Raw genomic sequence first — 26,402 nt, forward strand, 5'->3', positions numbered from 1 at the left:
GCGCATTACAATATGGCGCAAGAAGAAGAACTGGTGTTCTTGCCGCTCGGCGGCGTCGGCGAAATCGGCATGAATCTTGGCCTATACGGCTACGGGCGGCCCGGAAGCCGCCAGTGGATCATGGTCGATTGCGGCGTCACCTTTCCGGGGCCGGACCTTCCGGGCGTGGATCTGGTTCTCGCAGATATCAGCTTCCTGGCGGAAGAGCGCCGCAATCTCAAGGGCATCATCATTACCCACGCCCACGAGGACCATTATGGCGGCCTGAACGATCTCTGGCCGGGCCTCAACGTTCCGGTCTATGCCTCGCCGTTCACGGCAGGCATGCTGGAAGCCAAGCGCGATTTCGAGAGAAGCCGCAGTGAGATCCCGGTGACGATCTTCAAACAGGGCGACCGCATCAATGTTGGCCCGTTCGAGATCGAGGCGGTCGGTGTCAACCATTCGATCCCCGAGCCGATGTCGCTGATCATCCGCACGCCGGTCGGCACTGTCGTTCACACCGGCGACTGGAAGATCGACCTGCATCCGTCGCTTGGGCCCCTGACCGACGAGACGCGCTTCCGCCAGATTGGTGACGAAGGCGTCTTGGCGCTTATCTGCGATTCCACCAATGCTATGCGTGATGGTGTTTCGCCGTCGGAACAGGAAGTCTCCGAGAGCCTGACGAAGATCATCGCCAACGCCGAGGGCCGGGTCGCGATAACGACTTTCTCCTCGAATGTCGGGCGCATTCGCTCGATCGCCGAGGCGGCGGAAGAGGCGGGCAGGGATGTGCTGCTGCTCGGCAGTTCGATGAAGCGGGTCGTCGCCGTGGCCGCGGATCTCGGCCTGATGGAAGGGATCAAGCCTTTCCTTGCCGAAGACGAGTTCGGCTACGTGCCGCGCGACAAGGTCGTGGTCATCCTGACCGGTAGCCAGGGTGAGCCTCGGGCAGCACTCGCCAAGATTGCCCGCGACGAGATGCGCAACGTGGCTTTTTCCGCCGGCGATACGGTCGTTTTCTCCTCGCGCACCATCCCCGGCAACGAGAAGGCGATCAACGACATCAAGAATGGCCTGGTCGAGCAAGGCATACACATCATCACCGACAGTGAGGCGCTGGTGCATGTGTCCGGTCACCCGCGCCGCACCGAGCTGCAGCAGATGTATCAATGGCTGCGCCCGCAGATTCTCGTTCCGGTTCATGGCGAAGCCGCGCATCTGACGGCCCATGCCGAACTTGGTCAGCAGTCGGGCATCGCCAGCGTTCCGCGCCTTCGGAACGGTCAAATGCTGCGTCTTGCACCAGGCCCGGCCGAGGTCATCGACGAAGCGCCGCATGGCCGCATCTACAAGGACGGCAACCTCATCGGCGATTTCGAAGAGATGGGCATCGGCGAACGCCGCAAGCTCTCCTTCGCAGGGCACGTCGCCGTCAACGTCGTTCTTGATGGCCGCTACGATTTCCTTGGCGACCCGGACATCGTTGCGATCGGTCTGCCGGAATTCGATGACGAGGGCGAAGACATGGAGGATACGCTCTATGACGCGATCCTCGGTGCGGTCGAGAGCATTCCGCGGGCAAAGCGCAAGGATCTGGCCATGCTGCAGGAGGCGGTGCGCCGCGCCGTTCGCAGCACAGCCAACCAGACGTGGGGCAAGAAGCCGATTGTGACGGTGTTCGTCACCAAAGTCTGATTGGCGGTCGCCTCGCGGCAGTGTAAGCGGGGCCGGTACAGGACGCGGGAGGATCGCAATGCTGGGAAGAGTGAACCATATCGCCATCGCCGTGCCGGATCTTGCCTCCGCCGCCGAAAGCTACCGCTCGACGCTTGGTGCATCCGTCACCGAGCCGCAGACGTTGCCGGAACACGGCGTAACCGTGGTGTTCGTCACGCTGGCCAACACCAAGGTCGAGCTGTTGGAGCCGATCGGCGAGACCTCGCCGATCGCCGCTTTCCTGGCGAAGAACCCTTCGGGCGGGATGCATCACATCTGCTACGAGGTGGACAATATCCTCGCCGCGCGCGACGCGCTGCGTGCGGCCGGCGCTCGCGTTCTGGGGGACGGCGAGCCGAAAATCGGTGCGCATGGCAAGCCGGTGCTTTTCCTGCACCCCAAGGATTTCCAGGGTACGCTGATCGAACTCGAAGAGGTGTGACAGTTGACCGCGCGATGCGCATTTGTCTGATCGGGCAGGCGGCGCTATAAGGCGGACAGAATGTCGCGGAAGTCGCGGCGAAACGGCCTGCGGTCGTTGCGTCGATCGCCTTCACCGGGAGCCGGAAATGCCACTGTTTTCAACTTTTGCTATTTACTTCATCATTTGGTGGATCACGCTGTTTGCCGTTCTTCCCTTGGGAGTGCGCACGCAAGCGGAAGAAAACAGCGTCGTCCCGGGAAGCGTCGAAAGCGCGCCGGCCAAGTTCAATGCGAAACGGGTCGTGCTTTTGACCACGGCCATCGCGGCTGTCATCCAACTCGCCTGGTATATCGTCTCCGTCAAACTTGGCTACGGGATCGATTCTATTCCGCGGTTTTACCCGAAATTCTATTGAGAATTTCGGCAAGGCGGATGGGCTGAGCCGAACCGCAAGGCAATCGGAGAGTTTTCAGGATGCCGAGTGCTGGATTTCTGCGTCATGATGACGCCGCGCGCGATGCTGTGGGTGGAACCAGCGCAATTGCAGGATTGACCGCCGCCGAATTGACATAGTTCAATTTCTATACCTGCTTCGTGCTCGCGACGGAGTCGAGAAAAGCAAAAAAAAACAAGGCTAAAAGCCTTGTTTTTCAAGTTTCGCGTGATCCTAATCCGTTTCCGGCGGCAGCGACGAGGCGCGCCTAAGATCTTATCCTCCCAAGACTTGACCGCGAAAGTCGGCAAGAATTTAGTCTTCATGCCTGTTTTGTGAGCCGAAATTAGCCCAAACATTAAGCTGTGTCATCCTGTTTTTTTGCATTTTTGCTACAGTTGGGTAAAATATTCCCGTTGACAACTCCTGTCGTAATCTTGTTACTAGCGTGCTCTTTGACGCAGGCTTTTCCGGTCTTTTCCCCTCAAAATCAGTGGCTCCGATCTTTCCGGCGATGGCCTGAGAGTAGGGTTTTCTTCCGCCTGCGAAGCAGCTATGAACGCAAGGCTCATAAAGGTTCACGTTGGCTTTGCCGGCGATGGATAATGGAGAGCTCGACCCCGAGAAGCAACGGTCGCCCTTGCCAGTCTACCGGCGAAGAAGGCACCCGAGCTCAACGTCATTTCGCCCGAATCCGCCGATAGTGCGACGTTCATCAAGTTCTGGAACCCGTCATGCGCCTGTCCCGCTTTTTCATGCCCATCCTGAAGGAAAATCCTAAGGAAGCGGAAATCGTTTCCCACCGCCTCATGCTCCGTACCGGCATGATCCGGCAGCAGTCCTCGGGCATCTATACCTGGCTGCCACTGGGCAAGCGGGTTCTCGACAAGGTCAATGCGATCATCCGCGAAGAGCAGAACCGCTCAGGCGCAATCGAACTCTTGATGCCGACGCTGCAGTCCGCAGAGCTCTGGCAGGAAAGCGGCCGCTACGACGCCTATGGCAAGGAGATGCTGCGCATCAAGGATCGCCAGGACCGGCCGATGCTTTACGGCCCGACGAACGAGGAAATGGTCACGGACGTCTTCCGGTCCTACGTGAAGTCCTATCGTGACCTGCCGCTCAACCTCTACCATATCCAGCTGAAGTTCCGCGACGAGATCCGTCCGCGCTTCGGCACCATGCGTTCGCGCGAGTTCCTGATGAAGGACGCCTATTCCTTCGATCTCGATCGCGAGGGGGCAGAACACGCCTATAACCGCATGTTCGCGGCCTACTTGCGCACGTTTGCGCGCATGGGTCTTCGCGCCATTCCGATGCGTGCCGACACCGGCCCGATCGGCGGTAACCTCAGCCACGAATTCATCATCCTCGCCGACACCGGCGAATCTGAAGTCTACTGCCACAAGGACTTCCTCGGCTTCGATATTCCGGGCGAAGAAACCAACTTCGAGGACGTCGCCGGCCTGAAGGCGATCTTCGACAAGTGGACCTCGCGTTACGCCGCAACATCGGAAATGCACGACGAGGCCGCCTTCAATGCGGTTGCCGAAGGCGACCGCCTGTCGGCCCGCGGCATTGAGGTCGGCCACATCTTCTACTTTGGCACCAAGTATTCCGAAGCCATGGGCGCCAAGGTTCTCGGCCCCGACGGCAAGGAGCATGCCGTGCACATGGGCTCCTACGGCATCGGCCCGACCCGCCTCGTGCCGGCGATCATCGAAGCGTCGCATGACGACAACGGCGTCATCTGGCCGAAGTCGATCTCGCCGTTCGATGGCGTCATCATCAACATGAAAGCGGGCGATGCCGCTTGCGACGGCGCCTGCGAGACGCTCTACTCCGAACTCGGCAAGGCGGGATTCGACGCACTGCTCGACGACACGGACGACCGCGCCGGTGCAAAGTTCGCGACTGCGGACCTGATCGGTGTCCCGGTCCAGATCATCGTCGGCCCGCGTTCGATCGCCAACGGCGAAGTCGAGGTCAAGGATCGCAAGACCGGCGAGCGCGAGACCATGACCGTCGAAGCTGCGATCAACAAGCTGATCGCAACGAAGTGAAGAGGCGAGGGAAGGCAGGATGACCGCCGTGACTGAAGATCAGGTGCAGGCCGCAACGCAGCCTGAAAAGTCCTCCAGCCGTCCCTTTTCCGCCTTTGAGCGCATGGTGGCGTGGCGCTACCTGCGTTCCAGGCGCAAGGAAGCCTTCATTTCGGTTATCGCCGGCTTCTCCTTCATCGGCATCATGCTCGGCGTTGCGACGCTAATCATCGTCATGGCCGTGATGAACGGGTTCCGCACCGAGCTCATTTCCCGCATTCTCGGCATCAACGGTCACATGATCGTGCAGCCGATCGACGGGCCACTCAACAACTATGCGGAGCTGGCGACCAAGTTCTCGGGCGTCAAGGGCGTCACCATGGCAATCCCGTTGGTCGAGGGCCAGGTTCTGGCGCAAGGCATCGGCGACAGTTCTACTGGTGCTCTGGTGCGCGGCATCCGCGCCGACGATCTCGGCAAGATGAAGTCGGTCTCCGACCATATCCAGTCCGGCGACATGGTCGGCTTTGCCTCCGGCTCCGGTGTCGCGATCGGCTCCCGCATGGCCGAGCAACTCGGCATTCGCGTCGGCGGAACAATCACGCTGACCTCGCCCAATGGCGACGTGACGCCGCTTGGCATGAATCCGCGCGTCAAGGCTTACACCGTCTCGGCGATCTACGAGATCGGCATGTCGGAATACGACTCGACGATCATCTTCATGCCGCTTGAAGAGGCGCAGCTTTTCTTCAACGCGGAGGGGCTTGCGCAGTCGATCGAGATCTTCGTCGAGCATCCTGATGTCGTCGACGAACTGCGCCAGCCGATCGAGGATGCCGCGGGCCGACAGATCTTCATTACTGACTGGCGCGACCGCAACAAGACCTTCTTCTCAGCGCTCGAAGTCGAGCGCAACGTCATGTTCATGATCCTGACGCTGATCGTGCTCGTCGCCGCGCTGAACATCATTTCCGGCCTGATCATGCTGGTGAAGGACAAGGGCAGCGACATCGCGATCCTCAGAACGATGGGCGCGACCTCCGGCTCGGTGATGCGTATCTTCTTCATGACGGGTGCCGCGATCGGCGCGGCGGGAACGGTCGCCGGCGTGGCGCTCGGCGTCGTCGTCTGCCTCAACATCGAATCCATTCGGCAGTTCTTCTCCTGGATCTCTGGAACCACACTTTTCAGCCCAGAGCTCTATTTCCTGAGCCAGCTTCCGGCCGACATGAATGCCGATGAGACCGCGCTCGTCATCGTCATGGCACTCACCCTTTCTTTCCTCGCCACAATCTTCCCGGCCTGGCGTGCTTCGCGCCTCGATCCGGTGCAGGCCCTGCGTTACGAATGACAAGGACATCAACTGAATGAATGCGCGCGTGGCACTGCAGCTTTCCGGCGTCGAGCGACACTACGGGGAAGGCGAAACGTTCCTGTCCATCCTCAAGGGTGCGGATTTTACCCTGAGAAGTGGCGAGACGGTTGCGCTGGTTGCGCCTTCGGGAACCGGCAAGTCGACGCTTCTGCATGTCGCCGGACTGCTGGAGCGCCCGGATGGCGGCGAAGTGCTGGTCAACGGCGTCTCCTGTGGTGGCCTCAACGACGATCGGCGCACGGCGATCCGCCGCAACGAGATCGGCTTCGTCTACCAGTTTCACCATCTGCTTCCCGAGTTCTCGGCACTTGAGAACATCATGATGCCACAGCTGATCGCCGGCTTGCCCAAGGCTGAGGCCGCCGATCGGGCAAGGGCGCTGCTCGACTACATGCGCATCGGTCACCGTGCCGATCATCGCCCGACGGAGCTCTCCGGCGGCGAGCAGCAGCGCGTCGCGATCGCGCGCGCCGTCGCCAACGCGCCGCTCGTGCTTCTTGCGGACGAGCCGACAGGCAATCTCGATCCGGAAACCGCCGGTTATGTCTTTGAAGCGCTGGAGGCGCTCGCGCGCCAGTCGGGCCTCGCGGCCTTGATCGCCACGCACAATCATGAACTCGCCGGGCTGATGGATCGGCGCGTGACGATCGAGGACGGCAAGGTCGTCGAGATGAACTGATGGCGCCGGCCGCGCGGGCGCGTTGATCGCCCAGCGCCGTTGCCTCCAACTGTCTTTGGCCAGCGCGGAAGAAACGTCTCACAGTTCAGTCCCAGACCGCCCTGGGCGCGGCGTACGCGTCTTCTGGCGCCGCTTTTAACGCCGGATCAGCCCGCCACGATAGTCGAGTTCGTAAGCTTCCTCGCCATCGACGAAGATGACCTCGCGGCCGGAAAAATGTTCGGTGTCGCCGCGGCTGCTATCGATGTAGTAGCCATGTGCATGCCGAAACTCCATACCGCCGAGGAAGTGCCGCTTCTCACGATACATCGCCTGTAGCGCAGCCTTGATGACCTGACCTGCCTTCTCTCCAGTTATGAGCTCGGGGCGCATAATCCGGCCGAAGTAGTTCATCGCCCAGCGCGGTTCGCCATCCTGCCAGACCGTTTCCTGTCCTGCAAAATCGGTTCCGCCGTAATAGCTGTCGAGATAGCGCCAACTGCCCGTTTCGTAGCCGATGTCATGGGAGCCTTGGCGAGAGGAAGGCCGCGGCACGCCGCCGCCGACATAGGTTTTCGATTTGGCTTCGACGATAAAGTCCTTCAGTTGTTCGAGCGCGGCCATGTGGGTTCCTCATATGTTCTGGCCGAGGATGCCGTGGTCCGTGTTGGTTGTAAAGAACAAATAGAGAACAATCACCTGATTACTGAACGCCGCAAGCCTTCTGGCCGCGATCGTCGTTCCAGTCCTTGAGCAGGACGAGTTCGCCCTTGGTGGCTATGGCCTTGTCGTTGGATTTGCCCTTGCCTGTCAGAACGTTGAGGTCGCACTTCAACGTGTTGTCTAGATCGAGTGTATCGTAGGATGAGTAGGTATAGCCGGCGACCACGAACTCGAAATTGCGGTAGGCGACCGTCAGTTTCTGTTCCCAGCGGTCACGTCCGATGGAATCGTTGTGGCTGGAGATGAGCAAAGAACCGCTCGGCAGCGCCTCGACCCACGGCGCCTGTCCGGCAAAGTCAAAGTCGCCCCAAATCTTGTTCGGGATCGCCGCCTTCAGCTCAAGAGCGCCATTCTCACCGGTCAGATAGAGATAGACACCGTTGTCATCGTCGCTTCCATCTGCGGGGCGCACGATCAGGGCGAGGTCCGCGTCACCGTCCTTGTTCCAGTCGCCGGTCGCCGCGGAGACGATGCGGGCAGGGTCGATCGTTTCGGCCGCGGAGGCGACGGCCGGAACCAGAAACAGCAATGGCAGAATCAGGCGTGCATGCATGTCGGAACGCTCCGCTTGGTTGTTCCTCTTGATATGCGGGCGCGGCGCTTTCCTCAAGCGGCTTCCTGGCAGTTAACCTGCATTCGACTGCCGTGTTAACCATCGTCAACAGAACGTCTGTGCTCGGCTTGACGCGTGAACAAAAATAGAACAAAGTAAAAACATAACGGAAAAGGAGCCATGTTATGACTGATTTTGTTCGTGACCTCGCCGCCTTCGCTTCGATGAGCCTGTTCATCGCAAGCATCTCTTTCATCGCGCTCGGCCTCTGAGGAGCGTCGATATTTCCTCTCAAGCACCTCCCGAAATGCGCCCCCTGGATTGAATAAGGGGGACGACGTGTCAGGTGAAACTGGACATGTCGGGTGATAAACGGGATATCCTGCCGACCAGACAGGAATCAGGGTGCGAATAATGGCAGACGACGGCAAAGCAGCATCGAGCGAGGCGCTTGGTTCGGACCCGCAGTTTGTGCATCTGCGCGTCCACTCGGCCTTCTCCCTGCTCGAAGGCGCGCTGCCGCTGAAGAAGGTCATCGGCAAGGCGGTTGCCGATAATCAGCCGGCGATCGGGATCGCCGACACCAACAATCTCTTTGCCGCGCTCGAGTTTTCGCAGAAAGCAGCCGACGACGGACTGCAACCGATTACCGGCTGCCAGCTTTCCATCGACATGGAAGACGAGGCGGATGGCGAACGGCGCGGCCACGCGCAACATCTCGCGAAGCTGCCCGCGATCGTCCTGATCGCCGCGACCGATGATGGTTACACCCGGCTCGTGGATCTGGTGAGCCGTGCCTATCTCAGCGGCGAGGGCAGCCAGGCGACTCGGATCACGCGCTCCTGGCTTGCCGAAAACGGTACGGACGGATTGATCGCGCTGACCGGTGCGTCGGGCGGCCCGGTGGACCTGGCCCTGAAGGCGGGCTCGACGGCACTGGCCGAAGCGCGTCTCGAGGCGCTGCATGATCTCTTCGGCGACCGGCTCTATATCGAGCTGCAGCGGCACGGCGGATTTGACCGCCGCCATGAGAGCCGGATTATCGACCTTGCATACAAGTTCGACATTCCGCTGGTTGCCACCAACGAAGCCTTCTTTCCGTCACCGTCCGACTATGACGCCCATGACGCCCTGATGGCGGTCGCGCACAACGCGATGGTTTCGGACGACAGCCGCTTCCGCCTGACGCCGGACCACTACCTCAAGAGCCGCAAGGAGATGGCTGCGCTTTTTGCCGATCTGCCGGAGGCGCTGGAAAACACTGTCGAGATCGCACGGCGCTGCTCTTTCATGCTGAAGACCCGCGGACCGATCCTGCCGCGCTTTACCGGCGCCACCGCAGATCCGGAAGAGGCGGAGCGCGCCGAGGCGGACGAACTGCGCCGCCAGGCGGAGGAGGGGCTCGAAGAGCGTCTCGCCAGGCTCGGCATGGCGCCCGGCTATAGCGAAGAGGAGTATCGCGAGCGCCTGGCCTTCGAACTCGGCGTTATCGAGCGCATGAAGTTCCCCGGCTACTTCCTGATCGTTGCCGACTTCATCAAATGGGCGAAGCAGCACGATATTCCCGTTGGGCCGGGCCGTGGTTCGGGTGCAGGGTCGCTCGTTGCCTATGCGCTGACGATCACCGACGTCGATCCGATGCGCTTCTCGCTGCTGTTCGAGCGCTTCCTCAATCCCGAGCGCGTCTCGATGCCCGACTTCGACATCGACTTCTGCCAGGACCGGCGCGAAGAGGTGATCCGCTACGTGCAGCGCAAGTATGGTCGCGAGCAGGTGGCGCAGATCATCACCTTCGGTTCGCTGCAGGCGCGTGCCGCACTGCGCGACGTCGGCCGCGTGCTCGAAATGCCCTATGGCCAGGTCGACAAGATCTGCAAGCTGGTGCCGAACAACCCGGCCAATCCGACGCCGCTCTCCAAGGCGATCGAGGAAGAGCCACGCCTGCAGGAGGAAGCCGAGAAGGAGCCAGTCGTCGCGCGGCTTCTCGACATCGCCCAGAAGATCGAAGGCCTCTATCGCCACGCCTCGACCCACGCCGCCGGTATCGTGATCGGCGACCGTCCGCTGTCTCAGCTCGTGCCGATGTATCGCGATCCGCGCTCCGACATGCCGGTCACCCAGTTCAACATGAAATGGGTGGAGCAGGCGGGCCTCGTCAAGTTCGACTTCCTCGGCCTGAAGACCCTGACCGTATTGAAGGTCGCGGTCGATTTCGTGAAGCAGCGCGGCATCGAGGTTGATCTGGCGAGCATCCCGCTCGACGACCCGAAGACCTATGAGATGCTGTCGCGCGGCGAAACGGTTGGTGTGTTCCAGGTGGAAAGTGCCGGCATGCGCAAGGCGCTGATCGGCATGCGGCCCGACTGCATCGAGGACATCATCGCGCTGGTGGCGCTCTATCGCCCGGGCCCGATGGAGAACATTCCGGTCTACAATGCCCGCAAGCATGGCGAGGAAGAAGTCGAGTCGATCCATCCGAAGATCGATCATCTGCTCAAGGAAACGCAGGGCGTTATCGTCTACCAGGAGCAGGTGATGCAGATCGCCCAGGTGCTCTCGGGCTACTCGCTCGGCGAGGCCGATCTTCTGCGCCGCGCCATGGGTAAGAAGATCAAGGAGGAGATGGACAAGCAGCGCGCCCGCTTCGTCGACGGCGCCGTGAAGAACGAGGTGTCGAAGCCGCAAGCGGACCTGATCTTCGACCTGCTCGCCAAGTTCGCCAACTACGGCTTCAACAAGTCGCACGCAGCGGCCTACGCCATCGTCTCCTACCAGACCGCCTATATGAAGGCGCACTATCCGGTGGAGTTCCTGGCGGCGTCGATGACGCTCGACATGTCCAACACGGAAAAGGTCAACGACTTCCGTCAGGACGCAAAGCGCCTGGGCATCGAGGTGATTGCACCGTCGGTGCAGTCCTCATTCCGACATTTCCAGACGGGCGAAAACCGCATCTATTATTCGCTTGCCGCAATCAAGGGCGTGGGCGAATCCGCGGTTGAGCATATCGTCGAAGTGCGCGGCGACCGGACCTTCGTGAGCCTTGAGGATTTCTGCCTCAGGATCGACCCCAAGCTTCTCAACCGTCGCGTCTTCGAAAGCCTGATCGCTGCCGGCGCGTTCGAATGCTTCGGCTATGACCGTGCGGAACTGGTCGGCGGGCTCGACCGCATCCTCGGCTTCGCCCAGCGTGCGCAGGAGAACAAGACGAGCGGCCAGAGCGACATGTTCGGGGCAGGGGCGGCAACCGGGCCGGAGCGTATTGCGCTCCCGACCTACACGCCCTGGCTCGCTTCGGAGAAGCTGCATCGCGAATTCCAGGTGCTGGGTTTCTACCTCTCCGCCCACCCGCTCGACACCTACAATGCGCTGCTCGCCAAGATGCGCGTGCAGACCTTCGGCGATTTCGCCGGCGCGGTGAAGAAGGGGGCAACCGCCGGCCGGCTTGCCGGCACAGTGACCTCGAAGCAGGAGCGCAAGACGCGCACCGGCAACAAGATGGGAATCGTCGCCTTCTCGGATTCTTCGGGCCAATTCGAGGCCGTGCTGTTCTCCGAAATGCTGCACCAGTATCGCGACCTCTTGGAGCCGGGCAAATCGCTGGTCATGACCGTTGCCGCCGAGGAGCGGCCGGAAGGCATCGGGCTGCGCATCCAGACCCTGCGCTCGCTCGAGGAAGAATCGCTGCAACTGCAGAAGGCGCTGCGCGTCTATGTGCGCGATTCCGGCCCACTGAAATCGATCGCCTCGCACCTCAACACCAGGGGCGACGGTCTCGTCTCCTTCGTCGTCATCAAGGACAACGGTCAGCGCGAGATCGAGGTGGAACTGAGCGAGAAGTTCCGGATCTCGCCCGAGATCGCTGCGGCGCTGCGCTCGGCGCCGGGCGTGGTCGACGTCGAGTTGGTTTGATCGGCAGGTTTCTCCGTTTCGTTCGAAGCGAAGAAATCACACCGATCACCTTGAGGGTGGGCAGCTGGGACAGAAAGCGCACATTGTGCTTTCCTGCGGTTCCCCGGGATCAGTCACCCGGACGCGATCGGGTGACGGTGATGAAATCGGTTCCCTGGCCGGTCTCCAGCCCGCTTTCCGTGTCGGCGATCGAGAGCGAAGAGCCCTCGGCCAGCAGTCCTTCAACCCGCTTGCGAACGTCGTCGGATATCGTCATTCGCGCCAGCGTGCGCTGTATGCCGTTATAAGCGAAGGGGTCCGCCTCAATGGAAATGCCGAGCCGCTTCTTCATCGAGGCGGACAGGTGGTTTTCAAGCGAAACGCCGAACCATTTGCCTTCGGCGCCTTCTTCTTCATTGTGCCGGAACTGGAGGAAATGCGTCCCAAGGGCCTCTTCCGGTTTGTCGATGGTGAGGCCGGCTTCGAAAAGCGGCTTGAAACCTTGCCGCACGAGGATCTTGCCGTTCTGCGGCGGCGTTCGGCCGGCCTTACGCAGGAGCTTGTCGGTCAGTTCCGGCGTCAGCTTGCCATCGCTCTCGAGACCTTCGCCCGTCTGGAAGGCGCGGAGCGCCGCAGTGGTTGCCGTGCCCGCATGGCCGTCGATCGAGCCGGGCGCGTATCCGAGGAATTCCAACGAGGTTTGAACCTCGCGCATGGTGTCGCGCGCGTCGCTGCGCGTGATCAGGATGCGGATCGGTTCTTCCATGGATCTGGAGGTGCCGGCACCGCCGGTCGGCTCTCTCATCGCCACTTCCACCGGCGTATCTCCGGCCTGACTGATCGCCGGTCTGAGCGGAACATCGGAAAGCGGCGGCTGGATATTTACCGGAACCGGACGGAAGAGGAGGGCGCTTTTAACCTCTGCGGGCGATATCTGCCGGTCCGAGATCAGCACATGCACGCCGCGCTCGGTCATCTTGTAGAGCGACGCGGCGAAAGCGCTTGGCAGGCGCACACATCCGTGTGAGGCGGGGTAGTCGGGCACGTGGTTGGAGCCGTGCAGCGCAATACCCGACCAGGTGAGCCGCTGCATGAACGGCATCGGCGCATTCGAATAGATGTTCGACTTATGATGGCGCCGCTTTTCGAGGATAGAGAAGATTCCGGTCGGCGTCGCATGGCCGGCCTTGCCGGTCGACACCGGTGACGTCGCAATCACGGCATCGCCGTCATAGACCACGAGCGATTGCTGGTCTTTCGAGACAATGATTTGCAGCGGCCCGCGACTGCCTGCAAAGCCGGTGGCCGGCGACAAAAGCAGAGCGACGAAGCTGGCGGTGAGAGCGAAACGCGATACCATACACTCAACCCAACACGTGACTTGGCGAACGAGCCTAGCCGGCAATCTTTAAGGAATTCATCCAGTCCGTGTGTCGGCCACATCAAGGTTGCGTGATCGCCGCACGTTTACGTTCAGTGATCGCGTTTCCGGGTACCGAAGGTATAGCCGGTCTCGACGCTCTCCTTGCCGAACTTGTCGCGCAGCTTGTTCATGGCGTCTTCGGCCGCTGCCCGGCGGGTTGCCGCCGGATCGACAAGGTCCGGAGGGTCGGCCAGATCTGGGGCGGATAGATCGCTGACGCCAATCCCGATCAGGCGATACTTCGTGCCATCCGCCTCTTTCTCCAAAAGCTGAAGCCCGGTGCGGAAAATGCGGTCGGCAAGCCGGGTGGGGCTGTCGAGCCGCCGGTTGCGGGTGCGAAGCTTGAAGTCGGTGGTTTTGAGCTTCAGAACGACGGTCTGACCCGCGAGTTCGGACTTTCGCAGCCGGTGGGCCACCTGCTCGCTCAGGCGCCTAAGGTGCGTGACCAGGTCGTCGTAGCGTGCGATGTCGTCATTGAACGTCGTCTCCGCGGAAACGCTCTTCGCCTCGCCGTCGATTTCGACCGCTCTCTCGTCGAGCCCGCGCGACAGCCGATAGAGCCGCTGCCCCATGGTGCCATAACGGCGCATGAGGTCGGCTTCCTCCATGGTCTGCAATTGCCCGATCGTGCGCACGCCGTCGCGTTCCAGGGTGGCGGCGAAGGCCTTGCCGACCCCCCAGATCAGAGTGACCGGTTTTTCCCTCAGGAACTCCAGCGCCTCGGTCTGACCGATGACGGAAAAGCCGCGCGGCTTTTGCAGATCGGAAGCTACCTTGGCGAGGAACTTGCAATAGGAGAGGCCGACCGAAACGGTGATACCGATCTCCTGCTCGACACGGCGGGCAAAGCGCGCGAGTGTGCGCGCCGGCGGATCGTGGTGCAGTCGCTCGGTGCCTTTGAGCTCAAGAAAAGCTTCGTCGATCGACAGTGGCTGCACCAGCGGCGTCAACTCCTGCATCAGCGTCCGCACCTCGCGGCCGACGCGCGCATATTTCTCCATGTTGGGTTTGATGACCACGGCCTGCGGGCAGGCCTCCAGCGCCGTGAACATCGGCATTGCCGAGCGTACGCCGTGAATGCGGGCGATGTAGCAGGCTGTGGACACCACGCCGCGCTTGCCGCCGCCGATGATCACCGGCTTGTCGGCAAGCTCCGGATCGTCGCGTTTCTCGATCGACGCGTAGAACGCGTCGCAATCGATATGCGCCAAGGTCAGATCGTAGAGCTCGCTATGGCGCAGCAGGCGCGGACTGCCGCAGGCCGTGCAGCGCCGCGCGCTAGCGGCCTGTTCCTTGAGGCAGTCGCGGCAGAAGCCTGGAGATTGAGCAGCGCTGTCGGGCATATCAGGAACAAATATTGAACATCGCGACCTTACGCTCTACGCTAGTGAGTCTCAAGGGAGGCTCTGTTGGAAATCACACTCCAGTTCTCACCTGTCACGGCAGATAGTTGGGCGGATTTCGAGCAGCTTTTTGGGCCGAACGGTGCCTATGGCGGTTGCTGGTGCACCGCGTTGCGCCTGCCGCATTCCGTTCGAACGGCGATGCCGGCAAGGGAGCGCAAGGCCTTTATCAAGGCTCGTATCGATACCGCGCCGTCGCCCGGTATCCTCGGCTATTTCGAGGGAACGCCGGTGGCCTGGGTTCAGGTTGGTCCGCGCCAGGATGTTCCGCAGTTCAATTCGCCGCGCACGGTCGCGCGACCGCTGGAGGACCGTGAGGCGACCGATCCGACGATCTGGGCGCTGAGCTGTCTGTTCATGCAGTCGAAGCTGCGGGGCAGGGGCTTGAGCCATCAAATCGTGCGCGCCGCGATCGACCACGCCAGGGCGGGCGGCGCGCGCTATCTCGATGCTTGTCCGATCGATCGTGCCAAACAGTCCAAGTCAGTCGCCCTTTGGGTCGGCGCGACGACGGTCTTCGAGGCTGCAGGATTCGACATCGTGGCGCGCCGCAAGGATGGTAGACCGCTGATGCGATTGGCTTTGCACTGATGGGAACCGGCGCTGAACTAGCCCTCGAAATGCGCGCGGATGGTGGCCGCCGCTTCCGGCCAGTCGGCCACAGCGCGGATGCCGGCGTCCGGCTTTGGTGCAAGCGCGCGAAACTCCGCGTTAACCATCAGGTTGATCAGCAGGCAGGACGGCGTGTGATGCTGGACCGACTGCAGGTTGCGAAGAATGTCATCCACGAAGACCAGCGGAACCGGACGTCCGCCGTGCAAATTTTGGACGATCGGTCCCTTCGGTTCCTCGGAGGCAAGCAGCGGATAGGGAAGGCCAAGCCGGTCGAGCAAGGCACGGCGGATCGCGGCGTGATGCGGCGGCATGGCCGTCAGGAAAACGATGTCCGCCTCCTCCGACAGAGCAGCCAAGGTCTCGACGACCTGTGCAGCCGGCGTCTGCCAGCGATCCTGCGTCCCGTAGAAGGAATCAAGCAGGGCTTTGACCTCCGCCTCCGCCAGCGGTTGTTCGTTCGCGCGATCGATGATGTTGCCGGTCAGGCGGAACGATCGGGGCAGCAGCACGTGGCCGCAGCTATCGAGAAAGGCTTTGAAGGGATTGATGAATTCGAGCACGACTTCATCGACGTCACTGACGATCAGCGGGCGCTCTCGAAGCTGAATGCGGTCGCTTGTGGACGTGCCTCGCACGCTCAATCCTCAAAACCCGAATGGTCAGAAAGCGCCGCATGGGCGCGCACTACATCTTCCGGTGCCGTGCCGGTTGCCTGGCAGAATGCCATCAGCGTCGGCTCGTGGTCCATGAGAAAGGCGATGAGACCGCCCATGAAGCCGGGTTCGGCAATGGCATTGCGCAACGCCGTTGGATCGGTGCCCGTCAGTGCCAGGAAACGGGACAAAAGCTCAGGCTCGCCCGCGAGCCAGGCAAGGATGTCGATGGCGATTTCGTCAGCGCTCTTCAATGCTTCGTCCCCGTATGGTTTTTACGCGCGGAGTTACCTATTTTTCAACCAAATAGGCCTATCTCTGAAGTTGAGGAAATGGGTCGAGTCGTCGGTTCTGCAAGTTAAATGTCCTGAGGATACTTGCAAGACGATGATGGACAGCAAGGGATCGACATGCCCAAACAGGTAATGATTGTTGAAGACAACGAGCTGAACATGAAACTGTTCCGCGACCTGATTGAGGCTTCCGGCTACGCGACGATCCAGACGCGCAACGGCATGGAGGCGCTAGAGCTCGCGCGCAAGCACCGGCCCGATCTCATTCTCATGGATATCCAGTTGCCGGAAGTATCCGGTCTGGAAGTGACGAAATGGCTGAAGGAAGATGACGAGCTTCACGTCATTCCGGTCATTGCTGTCACCGCATTTGCGATGAAGGGCGACGAGGAACGGATCCGCCAGGGTGGATGCGAAGCCTATGTTTCCAAGCCGATTTCCGTACCGAAGTTCATAGAAACGATCAAAACCTACCTGGGCGATGCCTGAGCGGCGGGAAAATTGATATGACTGCGCGTATTCTTGTCGTCGATGATGTTCCGGCCAATGTGAAGTTGCTCGAAGCCCGGCTTCTCGCCGAGTATTTCGATGTGCTGACGGCCAATGACGGCTATTCGGCGCTGGCGCTTTGCGAGAAGACGCCCATCGATCTCGTGCTTCTCGACATCATGATGCCCGGCCTCGACGGCTTCGAGGTCTGCGAACGGCTGAAGGCCAATCCGCGCACGGCGCATATTCCGGTCGTCATGGTGACGGCGCTCGACCAGCCGTCAGATCGCGTGCGCGGCCTGAAGGCCGGCGCCGACGACTTCCTGACCAAGCCCGTCAACGATCTCCAGCTAATGTCGCGCGTGAAGAGCCTGGTGCGGCTGAAGAATGTCAGCGATGAATTGCGCCTGCGCGCCCAGACGGCGCAGACCATCGGCCTCGAAGACGTCGGCCGTGCGGATCGTCCGGACGAGCCGGGCAATGTTCTGCTTGTCGATGGCCGCGGCTCGTCACAGGAGCGGCTGCAACGCGCCCTCAAGCCGATCGCCGATGTTTCGGTGATTTCCGATCCGCAGGCGGCGCTCTTCGAAGCGGCCGAGAACAATTTCGACTTGGTCATCGTCAACGCGAATTTCGACGATTACGATCCGCTGCGCCTTTGCTCGCAATTGCGCTCGCTGGAGCGCACCCGTTTCATCCCGATCCTCTTGATTGCGGAGCAGGGCAGCGACGAGATGGTTGTGCGTGCACTCGATCTCGGCGTGACGGACTATCTGATGCGGCCGGTTGATCCCAATGAGTTGATTGCCCGCTCGATGACCCAGATCCGGCGCAAGCATTGCAATGACAGGCTGCGTTCGAGCGTACAGCAGACCATCGAACTTGCCGTTACCGATGGCCTGACCGGCTTGCACAACCGCCGCTATTTCGACACCCACCTGAAACTGCTGATGGATCGGGCTGCGGCGCGCGGCCGGCCGCTCTCCATCTGCATGACCGACATCGACCGTTTCAAACAGGTCAACGATACCTACGGCCATGATGCCGGTGACGAAGTGCTGCGGGAGTTCGCCAACCGCATTCGCACCACCGTGCGCGGCGCTGATCTTGCCTGCCGTTTCGGCGGAGAGGAATTCGTCGTCGTGATGCCGGATACGTCGGCTGAAATGGCGGCGGGCGTCGCCGAGCGCTTGCGCATGATTATCGAAAGCCTGCCGTTCCCGGTTCCGCAGGCGGACGGCGTTTTGAAGGTCACGGCGTCGATGGGAATAGCGACGCTCAGGCCGGGTGCTGACACGGCCGAAGCTCTGTTAAAGCGCGCAGATACGGCGCTCTACCAGGCCAAGCACGAGGGCCGCAACCGCGTGGTGGCCGCCGCCGCCTGAGGATTTGCCCGTCCAGTCCGGGCGCTCCGCGACCCAGTGATTTTCTTGAGTCACCTCTTGCGGGTCGCATTTAAAGTTGTATTCTCGCCACAGCCGATGCTACCGGGGAGTTTGGGTAGCCGCGGCGCCCATGCGCGTGCCTGTCTTACTCTGGTACAGAATTAACCATGCGCTTAGCGGCACCGCTTCGCGCATTAAGAATTCGTTGATTTTTTTCCATTTTCAGGTGATGCTGATGAACAAGTAGGCATCGCCTACCAACATTTTGCTTACCCCATGATGCTCAGGTCCGCCGCATCTCCTGGGTCGTGGGGTCGGTCGGTTGGCTTTTGACTTCTGCGGAATCCTCGTGCCGCAGTCAGACGCCAGCCGACCCCCTTTTCCGAAGCGCCGTCCCATCTTGGGGCGGCGTTTTTGCTTTCTCGGTACCGGGCGAGGGGGCGCCGAGTCGGCATGTCTTTCAAGCATCCTTTGACCTGTCAGCGAGGCCAGCGGTGCCTTGCGTGCCATTTCCCGGACGTCCAAAAGGAAAGGGCGCCTGACCTTGCGGTCGGCGCCCTAAATCCCCGAGAAACGGTCGATCTTACTTGATCTTGGTTTCCTTGAACTCGACGTGCTTCTTGACGACCGGGTCGTACTTGGTCTTGGTCATCTTTTCCGTCATCGTACGGCTGTTCTTGGTCGTGACGTAGAAGAAACCCGTGTCGGCTGTCGAAAGCAGCTTGATCTTGATGGTGGTGGCTTTTGCCATGGTCGTCCTGCCTTTGTAACAATGAAAGCCGTGGACAACCGGTTGCGGGCCACGGGCAAGGTTGGCGCGAAACTACAAATCGCGGCCGAAAAGTCAAGGCCGTTTTGGATTCAAAACGATCCTGACCACCGAAAGCGCGACATAGAGGCCGAAAAATCCGGCGATCGCCCAGGCAAAGCCATTGTTGCCGGTGGCATCCATTGAAGCACCGATGGCCTGCGGCCCCGCAACGGTGCCGACGGCATAGGAGAACACGAAAGCGGCGTTGGCGGCGGCAAGATCGGCGCCCTGCAGCCGCGAGCCAAGGTGGCTGAGGCCGACCGTGTAGAGCCCGGAGACGCAGCCGCCCCAGAACAGCAACACGATCGCCATCAGGAACCAGCTTTCGACCAGAAGCGGCAGGAACAGCGCGCCAACAAGGCCGATAACAGTCATGGCCGAGAGCAGGGTGCGCCGGTCTTTGACGCGGTCGGACAACATGCCGACCGGGATCTGGAAGATGAAATTTCCGACCCCCATGACCGTCAGCAGGAGGGCCGCCTGCGATTCGCTGAAACCGGCTCTCGTTCCGAAGATGAGGAACAGCGAAAGACCGCCTGATTCGACCGCGCCGAAGATGAACACGGCGGCGGTTGCGGTGGGCACGAGGAAGACGTAGCGCAGGAAATGCCGCTCCGGCTTCTCGTCGATGACGGGGCTTTCGTCGCGTGCGAGGAATATCGGCACCGAGGCAAGCAGGATGACGCCGGCGCCAACCATGAAAGGAAGGATGCCTTCACTGCCGAGGATTGAAAACAACAGCGGCCCGGTCAGGAAGCCCAGCGACAGGAACGTGCCATAGATGCCGAGTACGAAGCCGCGCTTTGCCGGCGGCGCCGTGGCGTTGATCCAGAACTCGGAGAGAATGAAGAGGACGGTGATCGCCCCATGGAAAACGATCCGCAGCGGGAACCAGAGCCAGAAGTTGGTGATGTAGTAAAAGCCGAACGAACTCGTTGCTGCGATCAGGACGGCCCACAGCATTGTCGGCGCGACGCCGTGTCTATGAGCGAACTTGGTCGTGAACGGGGCGGCAACCATCGATGCCACGCCAGCCATGGCGGAGTTCAAGCCGATCAGCGTCGAGGAGATCCCGCGCTTCTCCATGATGATCGACAGGAGCGGCAGACCGAGACCAATTGCAATGCCGACCGCACTGATGGCGGCAACGGCGGCGATCAGCGACCGCCAGTGAATTTCCTCAACCGGTGCAACTGTACCGGGCGACGGCTGTGACATGCGACGAGGGTCCTTAGAGCAACGTGCGGACGAGGCGCCCACGGCGCGCGGCATAAAGTGGCACCTCTCGTTCACAGGGGAGCGACGGATCGGTGTCGAGACTGCTTCTGAGGTCAGCAAGTATGATGGCGGTGATGTCGGGTATCCGTAGAGACGGAGAATCGTTCACATCGATCCACTGCAAATCCTGAAGCTCCCGGCTGTCCAGGAAGCGTGTCGGATCGATTTTGGCCTCGTCCGCAAACAATGCGAAGAAGCGCGTATCGAACCGCCGCGCGTGGCCCGGAGGGGTAATGGCCCGAGCCATATAGCGCAACTTTGCGAGATCGGGAAGAAATGGAACCGGCGCTGTGGCAGAGGGAGCCGGTTGCCCGACGGCGATGCCGGCCTCTTCGTAAAGTTCGCGCAGTGCGGCAAGGGCGAGCGCGCGTGCGCGCGCATCCGTCAGCTCGCGCGTGCCGGCCGCCTTCAGCGCATGCAGGACGGAAGGGTGCAGGTCGGAGCCGAAGCCGATTCGGTGATCGCCGGCATCACGCCGCCCACCGGGGAAGACATAGAGATCCGGCATGAAGACATGGGCGCTGTGCCGTTTGCCCATCAGGACGCGCACGCACCCCCCTTGGCGGTCGAGCAGCATGACGGAGGCCGCATCGCGTGGCCTGACGGCAGCGGAACGTTGGCGTTCGACCTCGCCGCCCGGGCCCCGCGCAGACGTCATGCCCTGTCGTCTCGCGGCGGCAGGACATCTTCCGGTGCGTCTTCGTGGCCGCCGAAACCGTGCATCCTGAGCGCCCATTGCAGGCCAATGACGGCACCCTTGACCGGCTGCAGCAGCGCCAGCGAACTGATCACGGTGATCGGTGCCCAGATCGCCAGATGCTGCCACGTTGTCAGCGGCAGGATGAGATCGGTCATCATGTAGCCCGCAAGCACGACGTGGCCGACGATCGTCACGACGATATAGGGCGGGAAGTCATCGGCGCGGTGATGGTCCATGCGTTCGCCGCAGGCGGCGCAGGCATCGACGGACTTGACGTAGCTGCGAAACAGCTTGCCGCTGCCACAGGCCGGGCAACGGCCGAGAAAGCCGCGCTTCATCGAAAGGCCAACGGAGCGCTTGTCGCTTTCGCTACCGCCCAGTTGAAGTGTTTCGCCTGCCGCTGCTTTCATGCCTATTCCTCTGCCTTACGGGAGTTCTAACGCCTGCCTCGCGGCGGCCGCGTTCCCGGCGTCTTACGTGCTCCGGTGCGATCGCGCCGGCCGGACTTGTGGAAGGAGCGCGTTGCCGTCGGCATCTTGCGCCCCTCGCTTTGCATCTCGAACCTGAGCGCACCCGCAAGCGGCACAGCTTCCACGAGCTTGACGCGCACGGGATCGCCGAGGCGATAGCCGAGCCCGGTCTTTTCGCCGGAAAGCGCCTGGTGCGCCTCATCATAGATGAAGTAATCGCGTCCGAGCGTAGATATAGGAACGAAGCCATCGGCGCCATAGGCGGGCAGGGTGACAAAGAGTCCCGCCTTGGTGACGCCGGAGACGCGGCCTTCGAATTCCTCGCCGACACGGCCATTCAGATGGTGTGCGATCAGCCGGTCGACGGTGTCGCGCTCCGCCGCCATGGCGCGACGCTCGAAGGTCGAGATCTCGGCGGCGATGTCGTCGAGCACGCCCTCTTCCTGCGGCGTCAGTCCGCCTTCGCCCAGACCGAGCGAGGCAACCAGCGCCCGATGCACGATCAGGTCGGCATAGCGTCGGATCGGCGAGGTGAAATGCGCGTACTTCAAAAGGTTCAGGCCGAAGTGCCCGATGTTCTCGGGGCTGTAGATCGCCTGGCTCTGCGACCGCAGCACCATCTCGTTGACCATTGTCTCGAAGGGTTTTCCCTCGGCCTTGGCGAGAATGCCGTTGAAATGGTTCGAGCGCATGTTGCCGCCCTTGACGAGCGAGATGTCGAGCGTCGCCAGGAACTCGCGCAGGCTTTCCTGCTTGGCGAGCGACGGCTGGTCGTGCACGCGATAGATCAGCACTTGGCGCTTCTGCTCCAGCGTCTCGGCGGCCGCGACGTTTGCCTGGATCATCATCTCTTCGATCAGCTTGTGGGCGTCGAGGCGTTCCGGCACGAAAACGCGATCGACCGTGCCATCAGGCTTCAGGATGATCTTGCGCTCGGGCATGTTGAGTTCGAGCGGCTGGCGCCGGTCGCGCCCGCGCGTGAGGATCCGATAGGCTTCCCAGAGCGGCTTCAGGATCGCGTCGAGGATCGGCCCGGTCTTGTCATCCGGATTGCCGTCGATCGCCGCCTGTGCCTGCTGGTAGGAGAGCTTGGCAGCACTCTTCATCATGATGCGGTGGAAGGTGTGGCCGGCCTTGCGGCCTTCCTTGGAGAAGCGCATGCGCACGGCAAGCGCCGGACGATCGACGCCTTCCTTCAGCGAGCAGAGGTCGTTCGAAATCCGTTCGGGCAGCATCGGTACCACCCGGTCGGGGAAATAGACCGAGTTGCCGCGCTTCAGCGCTTCCAGGTCCAGCGCCGATTTCGGACGTACGTAATAGGAGACGTCGGCGATTGCGACCGTGACGATGACGCCGCCGGGATTGTCCTCGGACGGGTCGGGTTCGGCATAAACCGCATCGTCGTGATCCTTGGCATCGGCCGGGTCGATGGTGATCAGCGGCAGCGTGCGCCAATCCTCGCGATGCGCCATGGTGGCGGGACCGGCGGCGTTCGCCTCTTCGATCACACGCTCCGGGAAGATGTGGGGGATGCCATGCGCGTGAATGGCAATCATCGAGATTGCCTTCTCCGAGGCCACGGAGCCGATGACGTTTTGGACCTGGGCGCGCGGCAGACCATAGCGGCCGAGACGCGAGAGCTGCACTTCGACCAGATCGCCATCCTGCGCGTTGCCGGTGAACTCCGGATCGACCAGCACTTCTTCGCCGCGCTTTTCGATCGGCATCAGCCGGCCACCGCCACCAGGTGTGGCGCGGAAGACGCCGAGCACGGCGTCCTTGCGCTTGTCGAGAACCTTGATGATGCGCGCCGTATAGGCAGGTCCGCCACGCTCCTTTGCGGGGAAGATCTTGGCGAGCACCCGATCGCCGAGGCCGCCGACCGGTACCTTGCCCTTGGCCTTGCCGACTGCCGACTGCTTGATCAGCACCGCCGGCGCGACGCCGTCATCGTCCAGCCACTCGGCGGGCCGGCCGATCAGTTCGCCATCGACATCACGGATGGTGATGTCGAGCACGGTCACCGGGGGCAGGGCGCCGGGACGCACCAGCGACTTGCGCTTCTTTTCGACGAGGCCGTCCACTTCCAGCGACTTCAGCAGCGCCTTGAGCTCGACACGGGTATCGCCCTTGAGGCCGAAGGCCTTGGCGATCTCGCGCTTGGAGGCGCGGTCCGGGTTTTCGGCAATGAAACGCATCAGCACGTCACGCGGCGGAACCGCACCGTGGATGATGGGCTCACTTGCCGGGGCCGGTCCTCCCTTGGCCGCGCGAGCAGGCTTCTTGCCCATGGCTCTTCTGCCGGACTGTTCGGTCGGATCGCGCGGTATTCTGGTCAAGATCAGCCCTTCTTGGCCTTGGCGGCCGTCTTCGTTTTGCTCTTGGCAGGTGCCTTGGCCTTGGTCGGCTTGGCTGCGCCGTCCTCGGACTTTGCCGCCGTCTTGGTCGTCTTGGCCTTCACGGGCTTGCCCTTGGTCGTTCCACCCTTGGCGGCACGCTCCGAAATCAGCACGAGTGCCTCCTCGACCGTTACCGACTGCGGATCCTTGCCCTTGGGTAGGGTAGCGTTGACCTTGCCCCAGTTTACATAGGGACCGTAGCGTCCGTCACGAACGGTGATGGAGCCGCCGTCCGGGTGGTCGCCAAGTTCCTTGAGCGAGGCGGCGGCGGTACGGCCGCGGCCGGAACCGGCCTTCGATTGCTTGTCTGCAAGCACGGAGACGGCACGGTTGAGGCCGATCGAGAAGACGTCTTCGATCGATTCGAGATTGGCATAGGTTCCGTCGTGCAGCACGAACGGTCCATAGCGACCGAGGCCCGTAGAGATCATCTTGCCGCTTTCGGGATGGGCGCCAATATCGCGCGGCAGCGACAGCAGCGCGACCGCCTTCTCATGGTCGATCGTTGATGGCGTCCAGCCCTTCGGCAGGCTCGAGCGCTTCGCTTCCTTGCCGTCACCGCGCTGGACATAGGGTCCGAAACGGCCGCTGCGCAGGGTGATTTCCTCGCCGGTGTGCGGGTCCTTGCCAAGCGCCTGCGGTTCGTTGGAGACCGCCGCTTCCTGGTCGCCGTTGCTGTCGGAGGAAAGCTGGCGGGTGAAGTTGCACTCCGGATAGTTCGAGCAGCCGACGAAGGCGCCATATTTGCCAAGCTTCAGCGACAGCTTGCCGGTGCCGCAGACCTGGCAGATGCGTGGATCACCGCCGTCGTCGCGCTTCGGGAAGACCAGCGGCGCCAGTTCTTCGTTCAGCGCATCGAGCACGTTGGTAACGCGCAGCTCCTTTGTTTCCTCGATCTGTGCGAAGAAATCCTTCCAGAAGTCGCGAAGAACATCCTTCCAATTGACCTCGCCGGCCGAGACCTGGTCGAGCTTTTCTTCGAGCGACGCCGTGAAGTCGTAGCCGACATAGCGGGTGAAGAAGCTTTCCAGGAACGCCGTCACCAGACGGCCCTTGGCCTGGGGTATGAGCTTGCGCTTGTCGTTGGTGATGTAGTCGCGGTCAAGCAGGGTCGTGACCGTCGCGGCATAGGTCGACGGTCGGCCGATGCCGAGCTCTTCCATCTTCTTGATCAGGCTCGCTTCCGAATAGCGCGGTGGCGGCTCGGTAAAGTGCTGCGAGGCGTTGATCTTCTGCTTGGCGAGGTTCTCGCGCGCGTTGATCTCCGGCAGGCGGCCATCCTCCTCGCCATCATCCGTCTGCTCGCCGTCTTCCTTGGCGTCCGTATAGGCGGCGATGAAGCCGTCGAAGCGGATGACGGAGCCGGTGGCGCGCAGGCCCGCCTTCTGGCCGCCGTTGTCGGCAGTGATCTCCGCGGTCGTGCGTTCGATCTCCGCCGATGCCATCTGGCTGGCGATGCCGCGCTTCCAGACGAGATCGTAGAGGCGCAGCATGTCACCGTCGAGGAAGCGGCGTACCTGGTCCGGCGTCCGGTTGAAATCGGTCGGGCGGATGGCTTCGTGCGCTTCCTGGGCGTTCTTCGCCTTGGTCGAATAGAAACGCGGCTTTTCCGGCAGGTAGCGGTCGCCGAACTGGCTGGCGATCGCCTTGCGCGAGGCCTCGACCGCTTCCGGCGCCATCTGCACGCCGTCGGTACGCATATAGGTGATCAGACCGACTGTCTCTCCACCGATATCGACGCCTTCGTAGAGCTTCTGCGCGACCTGCATGGTGCGCGAAGCGGAGAAGCCGAGCTTGGAGGACGCAGCCTGCTGCAGCGTCGAGGTGGTGAAGGGCGGCGAGGGGTTACGCTTGACCGGCTTTGCCTCGATGCTGTCGACGACATAGGCGGCACCGTCGAGCAAGGTCTTCAGCCGGTTGGCCTCTTCGCCGTTGCCGACAGCCCTCGGCGCGAGGCGCTTGCCATCGGCCGAGACGAGGCGGGCCTCGAACTCGTCGCCGCGCGGGGTCTTCAGCAGCGCGGAGATGTTCCAGTATTCCTCGGAGATGAAGCGCTCGATCTCGGATTCGCGGTCGCAGACAAGGCGCAGCGTGACGGACTGCACACGGCCGGCCGAGCGGGCGCCCGGAAGCTTGCGCCAGAGGACCGGCGACAGGTTGAAGCCGACGAGATAGTCGAGCGCGCGGCGCGCCAGATAGGCGTCGACCAGCGAGATGTCGATGTCGCGCGGATGGGCGATCGCCTCGAGCACCGCCTTCTTGGTGATGGCGTTGAAGGCGACGCGCTTCACCGGCTTGTCGCCGAGCACCTTCTTTTTCTTCAAGAGGTCGAGCACGTGCCAGGAAATGGCTTCGCCTTCGCGATCCGGGTCGGTTGCGAGAATGAGGCCGTCAGCGGACTTTACCGCGTCGGCAATGTCCTTCATGCGCTTGGCCGAGGCGCCATCGACCTCCCAGGACATTTCGAAGTCTTCATCCGGACGGACCGAACCGTCCTTCGCCGGCAGATCGCGCACATGGCCAAACGAAGCCAGCACCTTGTAGTTAGGCCCGAGGTACTTGTTGATCGTCTTTGCCTTGGAAGGCGACTCCACCACTACAACATTCATCGTCATTTTCTGAGACAACCGGTTCTGGTTCGGGCGTCAGCGCTGTCAGCGCCGTGTGTCGCCTAGTATCGATG

Annotated in this window: 22 protein-coding genes; 10 read left to right on the plus strand and 12 right to left on the minus strand. The window is 61.7% G+C overall.

Annotated elements, in window-relative coordinates; genetic code table 11:
- Window positions 1-12 precede the first annotated feature (12 nt).
- The 6 genes from IB265_RS06430 (at window position 13) to IB265_RS06455 (ending at window position 6,654) form a co-directional block, all read left to right on the plus strand.
- The gene (locus IB265_RS06430; protein ID WP_058321490.1) at window positions 13-1,680 is read left to right on the plus strand and encodes a ribonuclease J; all 1,668 of its coding nucleotides are present in this window, start codon (window positions 13-15) and stop codon (window positions 1,678-1,680) included.
- A gap of 58 nt (window positions 1,681-1,738) precedes the next feature.
- Window positions 1,739-2,143 (plus strand): methylmalonyl-CoA epimerase, encoded by a 405-nt coding sequence (gene mce / locus IB265_RS06435; RefSeq protein ID WP_058321489.1) that lies wholly within the window; start codon window positions 1,739-1,741, stop codon window positions 2,141-2,143.
- 127 nt (window positions 2,144-2,270) lie between these two features.
- Window positions 2,271-2,540, plus strand: coding sequence for a DUF1467 family protein (locus IB265_RS06440; protein WP_057252306.1), 270 nt, complete (start codon window positions 2,271-2,273; stop codon window positions 2,538-2,540).
- 752 nt (window positions 2,541-3,292) lie between these two features.
- Complete coding sequence (gene proS, locus IB265_RS06445) at window positions 3,293-4,621, plus strand: proline--tRNA ligase (RefSeq protein ID WP_192494664.1); 1,329 nt, start codon at window positions 3,293-3,295, stop codon at window positions 4,619-4,621.
- Window positions 4,622-4,640: 19 nt separating this feature from the next.
- On the plus strand, window positions 4,641-5,951 hold the full coding sequence (locus tag IB265_RS06450) for a lipoprotein-releasing ABC transporter permease subunit (RefSeq protein WP_057252301.1): 1,311 nt from the start codon (window positions 4,641-4,643) through the stop codon (window positions 5,949-5,951).
- A gap of 16 nt (window positions 5,952-5,967) precedes the next feature.
- Entirely contained in the window at window positions 5,968-6,654 is a 687-nt protein-coding gene (locus tag IB265_RS06455) for an ABC transporter ATP-binding protein (protein ID WP_057252300.1), read from the plus strand.
- A 135-nt stretch (window positions 6,655-6,789) separates the two neighbouring features.
- On the opposite strand, the gene IB265_RS06460 is transcribed toward IB265_RS06455, so the two are convergent.
- Window positions 6,790-7,257 carry a DUF5680 domain-containing protein gene (locus tag IB265_RS06460; protein ID WP_192494665.1) on the minus strand — a complete coding sequence of 156 codons (468 nt, stop codon included), beginning with the start codon at window positions 7,255-7,257 and terminating at the stop codon, window positions 6,790-6,792.
- A 79-nt stretch (window positions 7,258-7,336) separates the two neighbouring features.
- Complete coding sequence (locus tag IB265_RS06465; protein WP_057252297.1) at window positions 7,337-7,909, minus strand: FG-GAP repeat protein; 573 nt, start codon at window positions 7,907-7,909, stop codon at window positions 7,337-7,339.
- 414 nt (window positions 7,910-8,323) lie between these two features.
- Here IB265_RS06465 and dnaE point away from each other — a divergent pair, with 414 nt between their 5' ends.
- Window positions 8,324-11,821, plus strand: a complete 3,498-nt coding sequence (gene dnaE, locus IB265_RS06470; protein WP_112995493.1) for a DNA polymerase III subunit alpha — start codon at window positions 8,324-8,326, stop codon at window positions 11,819-11,821.
- 109 nt (window positions 11,822-11,930) lie between these two features.
- Here dnaE and IB265_RS06475 read toward each other — a convergent pair whose 3' ends face one another.
- Together IB265_RS06475 and IB265_RS06480 are read right to left on the minus strand one after the other, a co-directional pair.
- Window positions 11,931-13,160: a L,D-transpeptidase family protein gene (locus IB265_RS06475; protein WP_192494666.1), complete on the minus strand. Its 1,230-nt coding sequence runs from the start codon at window positions 13,158-13,160 to the stop codon at window positions 11,931-11,933.
- A gap of 113 nt (window positions 13,161-13,273) precedes the next feature.
- A complete protein-coding gene (locus tag IB265_RS06480) occupies window positions 13,274-14,566 on the minus strand; it encodes a DNA polymerase IV (protein WP_192494667.1) in 1,293 nt (430 codons plus the stop codon).
- A 66-nt stretch (window positions 14,567-14,632) separates the two neighbouring features.
- Here IB265_RS06480 and IB265_RS06485 point away from each other — a divergent pair, with 66 nt between their 5' ends.
- A complete protein-coding gene (locus tag IB265_RS06485) occupies window positions 14,633-15,217 on the plus strand; it encodes a GNAT family N-acetyltransferase (RefSeq protein ID WP_192494668.1) in 585 nt (194 codons plus the stop codon).
- A gap of 17 nt (window positions 15,218-15,234) precedes the next feature.
- On the opposite strand, the gene IB265_RS06490 is transcribed toward IB265_RS06485, so the two are convergent.
- Entirely contained in the window at window positions 15,235-15,876 is a 642-nt protein-coding gene (locus IB265_RS06490; protein WP_113512923.1) for a hypothetical protein, read from the minus strand.
- A 2-nt stretch (window positions 15,877-15,878) separates the two neighbouring features.
- Window positions 15,879-16,148: a DUF3572 domain-containing protein gene (locus tag IB265_RS06495; RefSeq protein WP_058329343.1), complete on the minus strand. Its 270-nt coding sequence runs from the start codon at window positions 16,146-16,148 to the stop codon at window positions 15,879-15,881.
- A 156-nt stretch (window positions 16,149-16,304) separates the two neighbouring features.
- On the opposite strand from IB265_RS06495, the gene IB265_RS06500 reads away from it, so the two are divergent.
- Window positions 16,305-16,676: a response regulator gene (locus IB265_RS06500; RefSeq protein WP_003537642.1), complete on the plus strand. Its 372-nt coding sequence runs from the start codon at window positions 16,305-16,307 to the stop codon at window positions 16,674-16,676.
- Window positions 16,677-16,693: 17 nt separating this feature from the next.
- Window positions 16,694-18,061, plus strand: coding sequence for a PleD family two-component system response regulator (locus IB265_RS06505; RefSeq protein WP_192494669.1), 1,368 nt, complete (start codon window positions 16,694-16,696; stop codon window positions 18,059-18,061).
- A gap of 583 nt (window positions 18,062-18,644) precedes the next feature.
- Here IB265_RS06505 and rpmG read toward each other — a convergent pair.
- The 6 genes from rpmG to topA form a co-directional block, all read right to left on the minus strand.
- The gene (gene rpmG / locus IB265_RS06510; RefSeq protein WP_034795357.1) at window positions 18,645-18,812 is read right to left on the minus strand and encodes a 50S ribosomal protein L33; all 168 of its coding nucleotides are present in this window, start codon (window positions 18,810-18,812) and stop codon (window positions 18,645-18,647) included.
- A 93-nt stretch (window positions 18,813-18,905) separates the two neighbouring features.
- Window positions 18,906-20,090, minus strand: coding sequence for an MFS transporter (locus tag IB265_RS06515; RefSeq protein ID WP_057252289.1), 1,185 nt, complete (start codon window positions 20,088-20,090; stop codon window positions 18,906-18,908).
- Between the two features lie 13 nt (window positions 20,091-20,103).
- Window positions 20,104-20,808 (minus strand): NUDIX hydrolase, encoded by a 705-nt coding sequence (locus IB265_RS06520; RefSeq protein WP_112947638.1) that lies wholly within the window; start codon window positions 20,806-20,808, stop codon window positions 20,104-20,106.
- On the minus strand, window positions 20,805-21,260 hold the full coding sequence (locus IB265_RS06525) for a DUF983 domain-containing protein (RefSeq protein WP_192494670.1): 456 nt from the start codon (window positions 21,258-21,260) through the stop codon (window positions 20,805-20,807). Before IB265_RS06525 ends, IB265_RS06520 begins: the two co-directional genes overlap by 4 nt.
- Before the next feature lie 26 nt (window positions 21,261-21,286).
- Window positions 21,287-23,659 (minus strand): ribonuclease R, encoded by a 2,373-nt coding sequence (gene rnr, locus IB265_RS06530; RefSeq protein ID WP_192494671.1) that lies wholly within the window; start codon window positions 23,657-23,659, stop codon window positions 21,287-21,289.
- A gap of 2 nt (window positions 23,660-23,661) precedes the next feature.
- On the minus strand, window positions 23,662-26,328 hold the full coding sequence (gene topA, locus IB265_RS06535; RefSeq protein ID WP_192494672.1) for a type I DNA topoisomerase: 2,667 nt from the start codon (window positions 26,326-26,328) through the stop codon (window positions 23,662-23,664).
- Between the last annotated feature and the right edge of the window lie 74 nt (window positions 26,329-26,402).

Origin of the sequence: Ensifer sp. ENS10 (assembly GCF_014852025.1) — a bacterium.
GTDB lineage: Bacteria > Pseudomonadota > Alphaproteobacteria > Rhizobiales > Rhizobiaceae > Ensifer.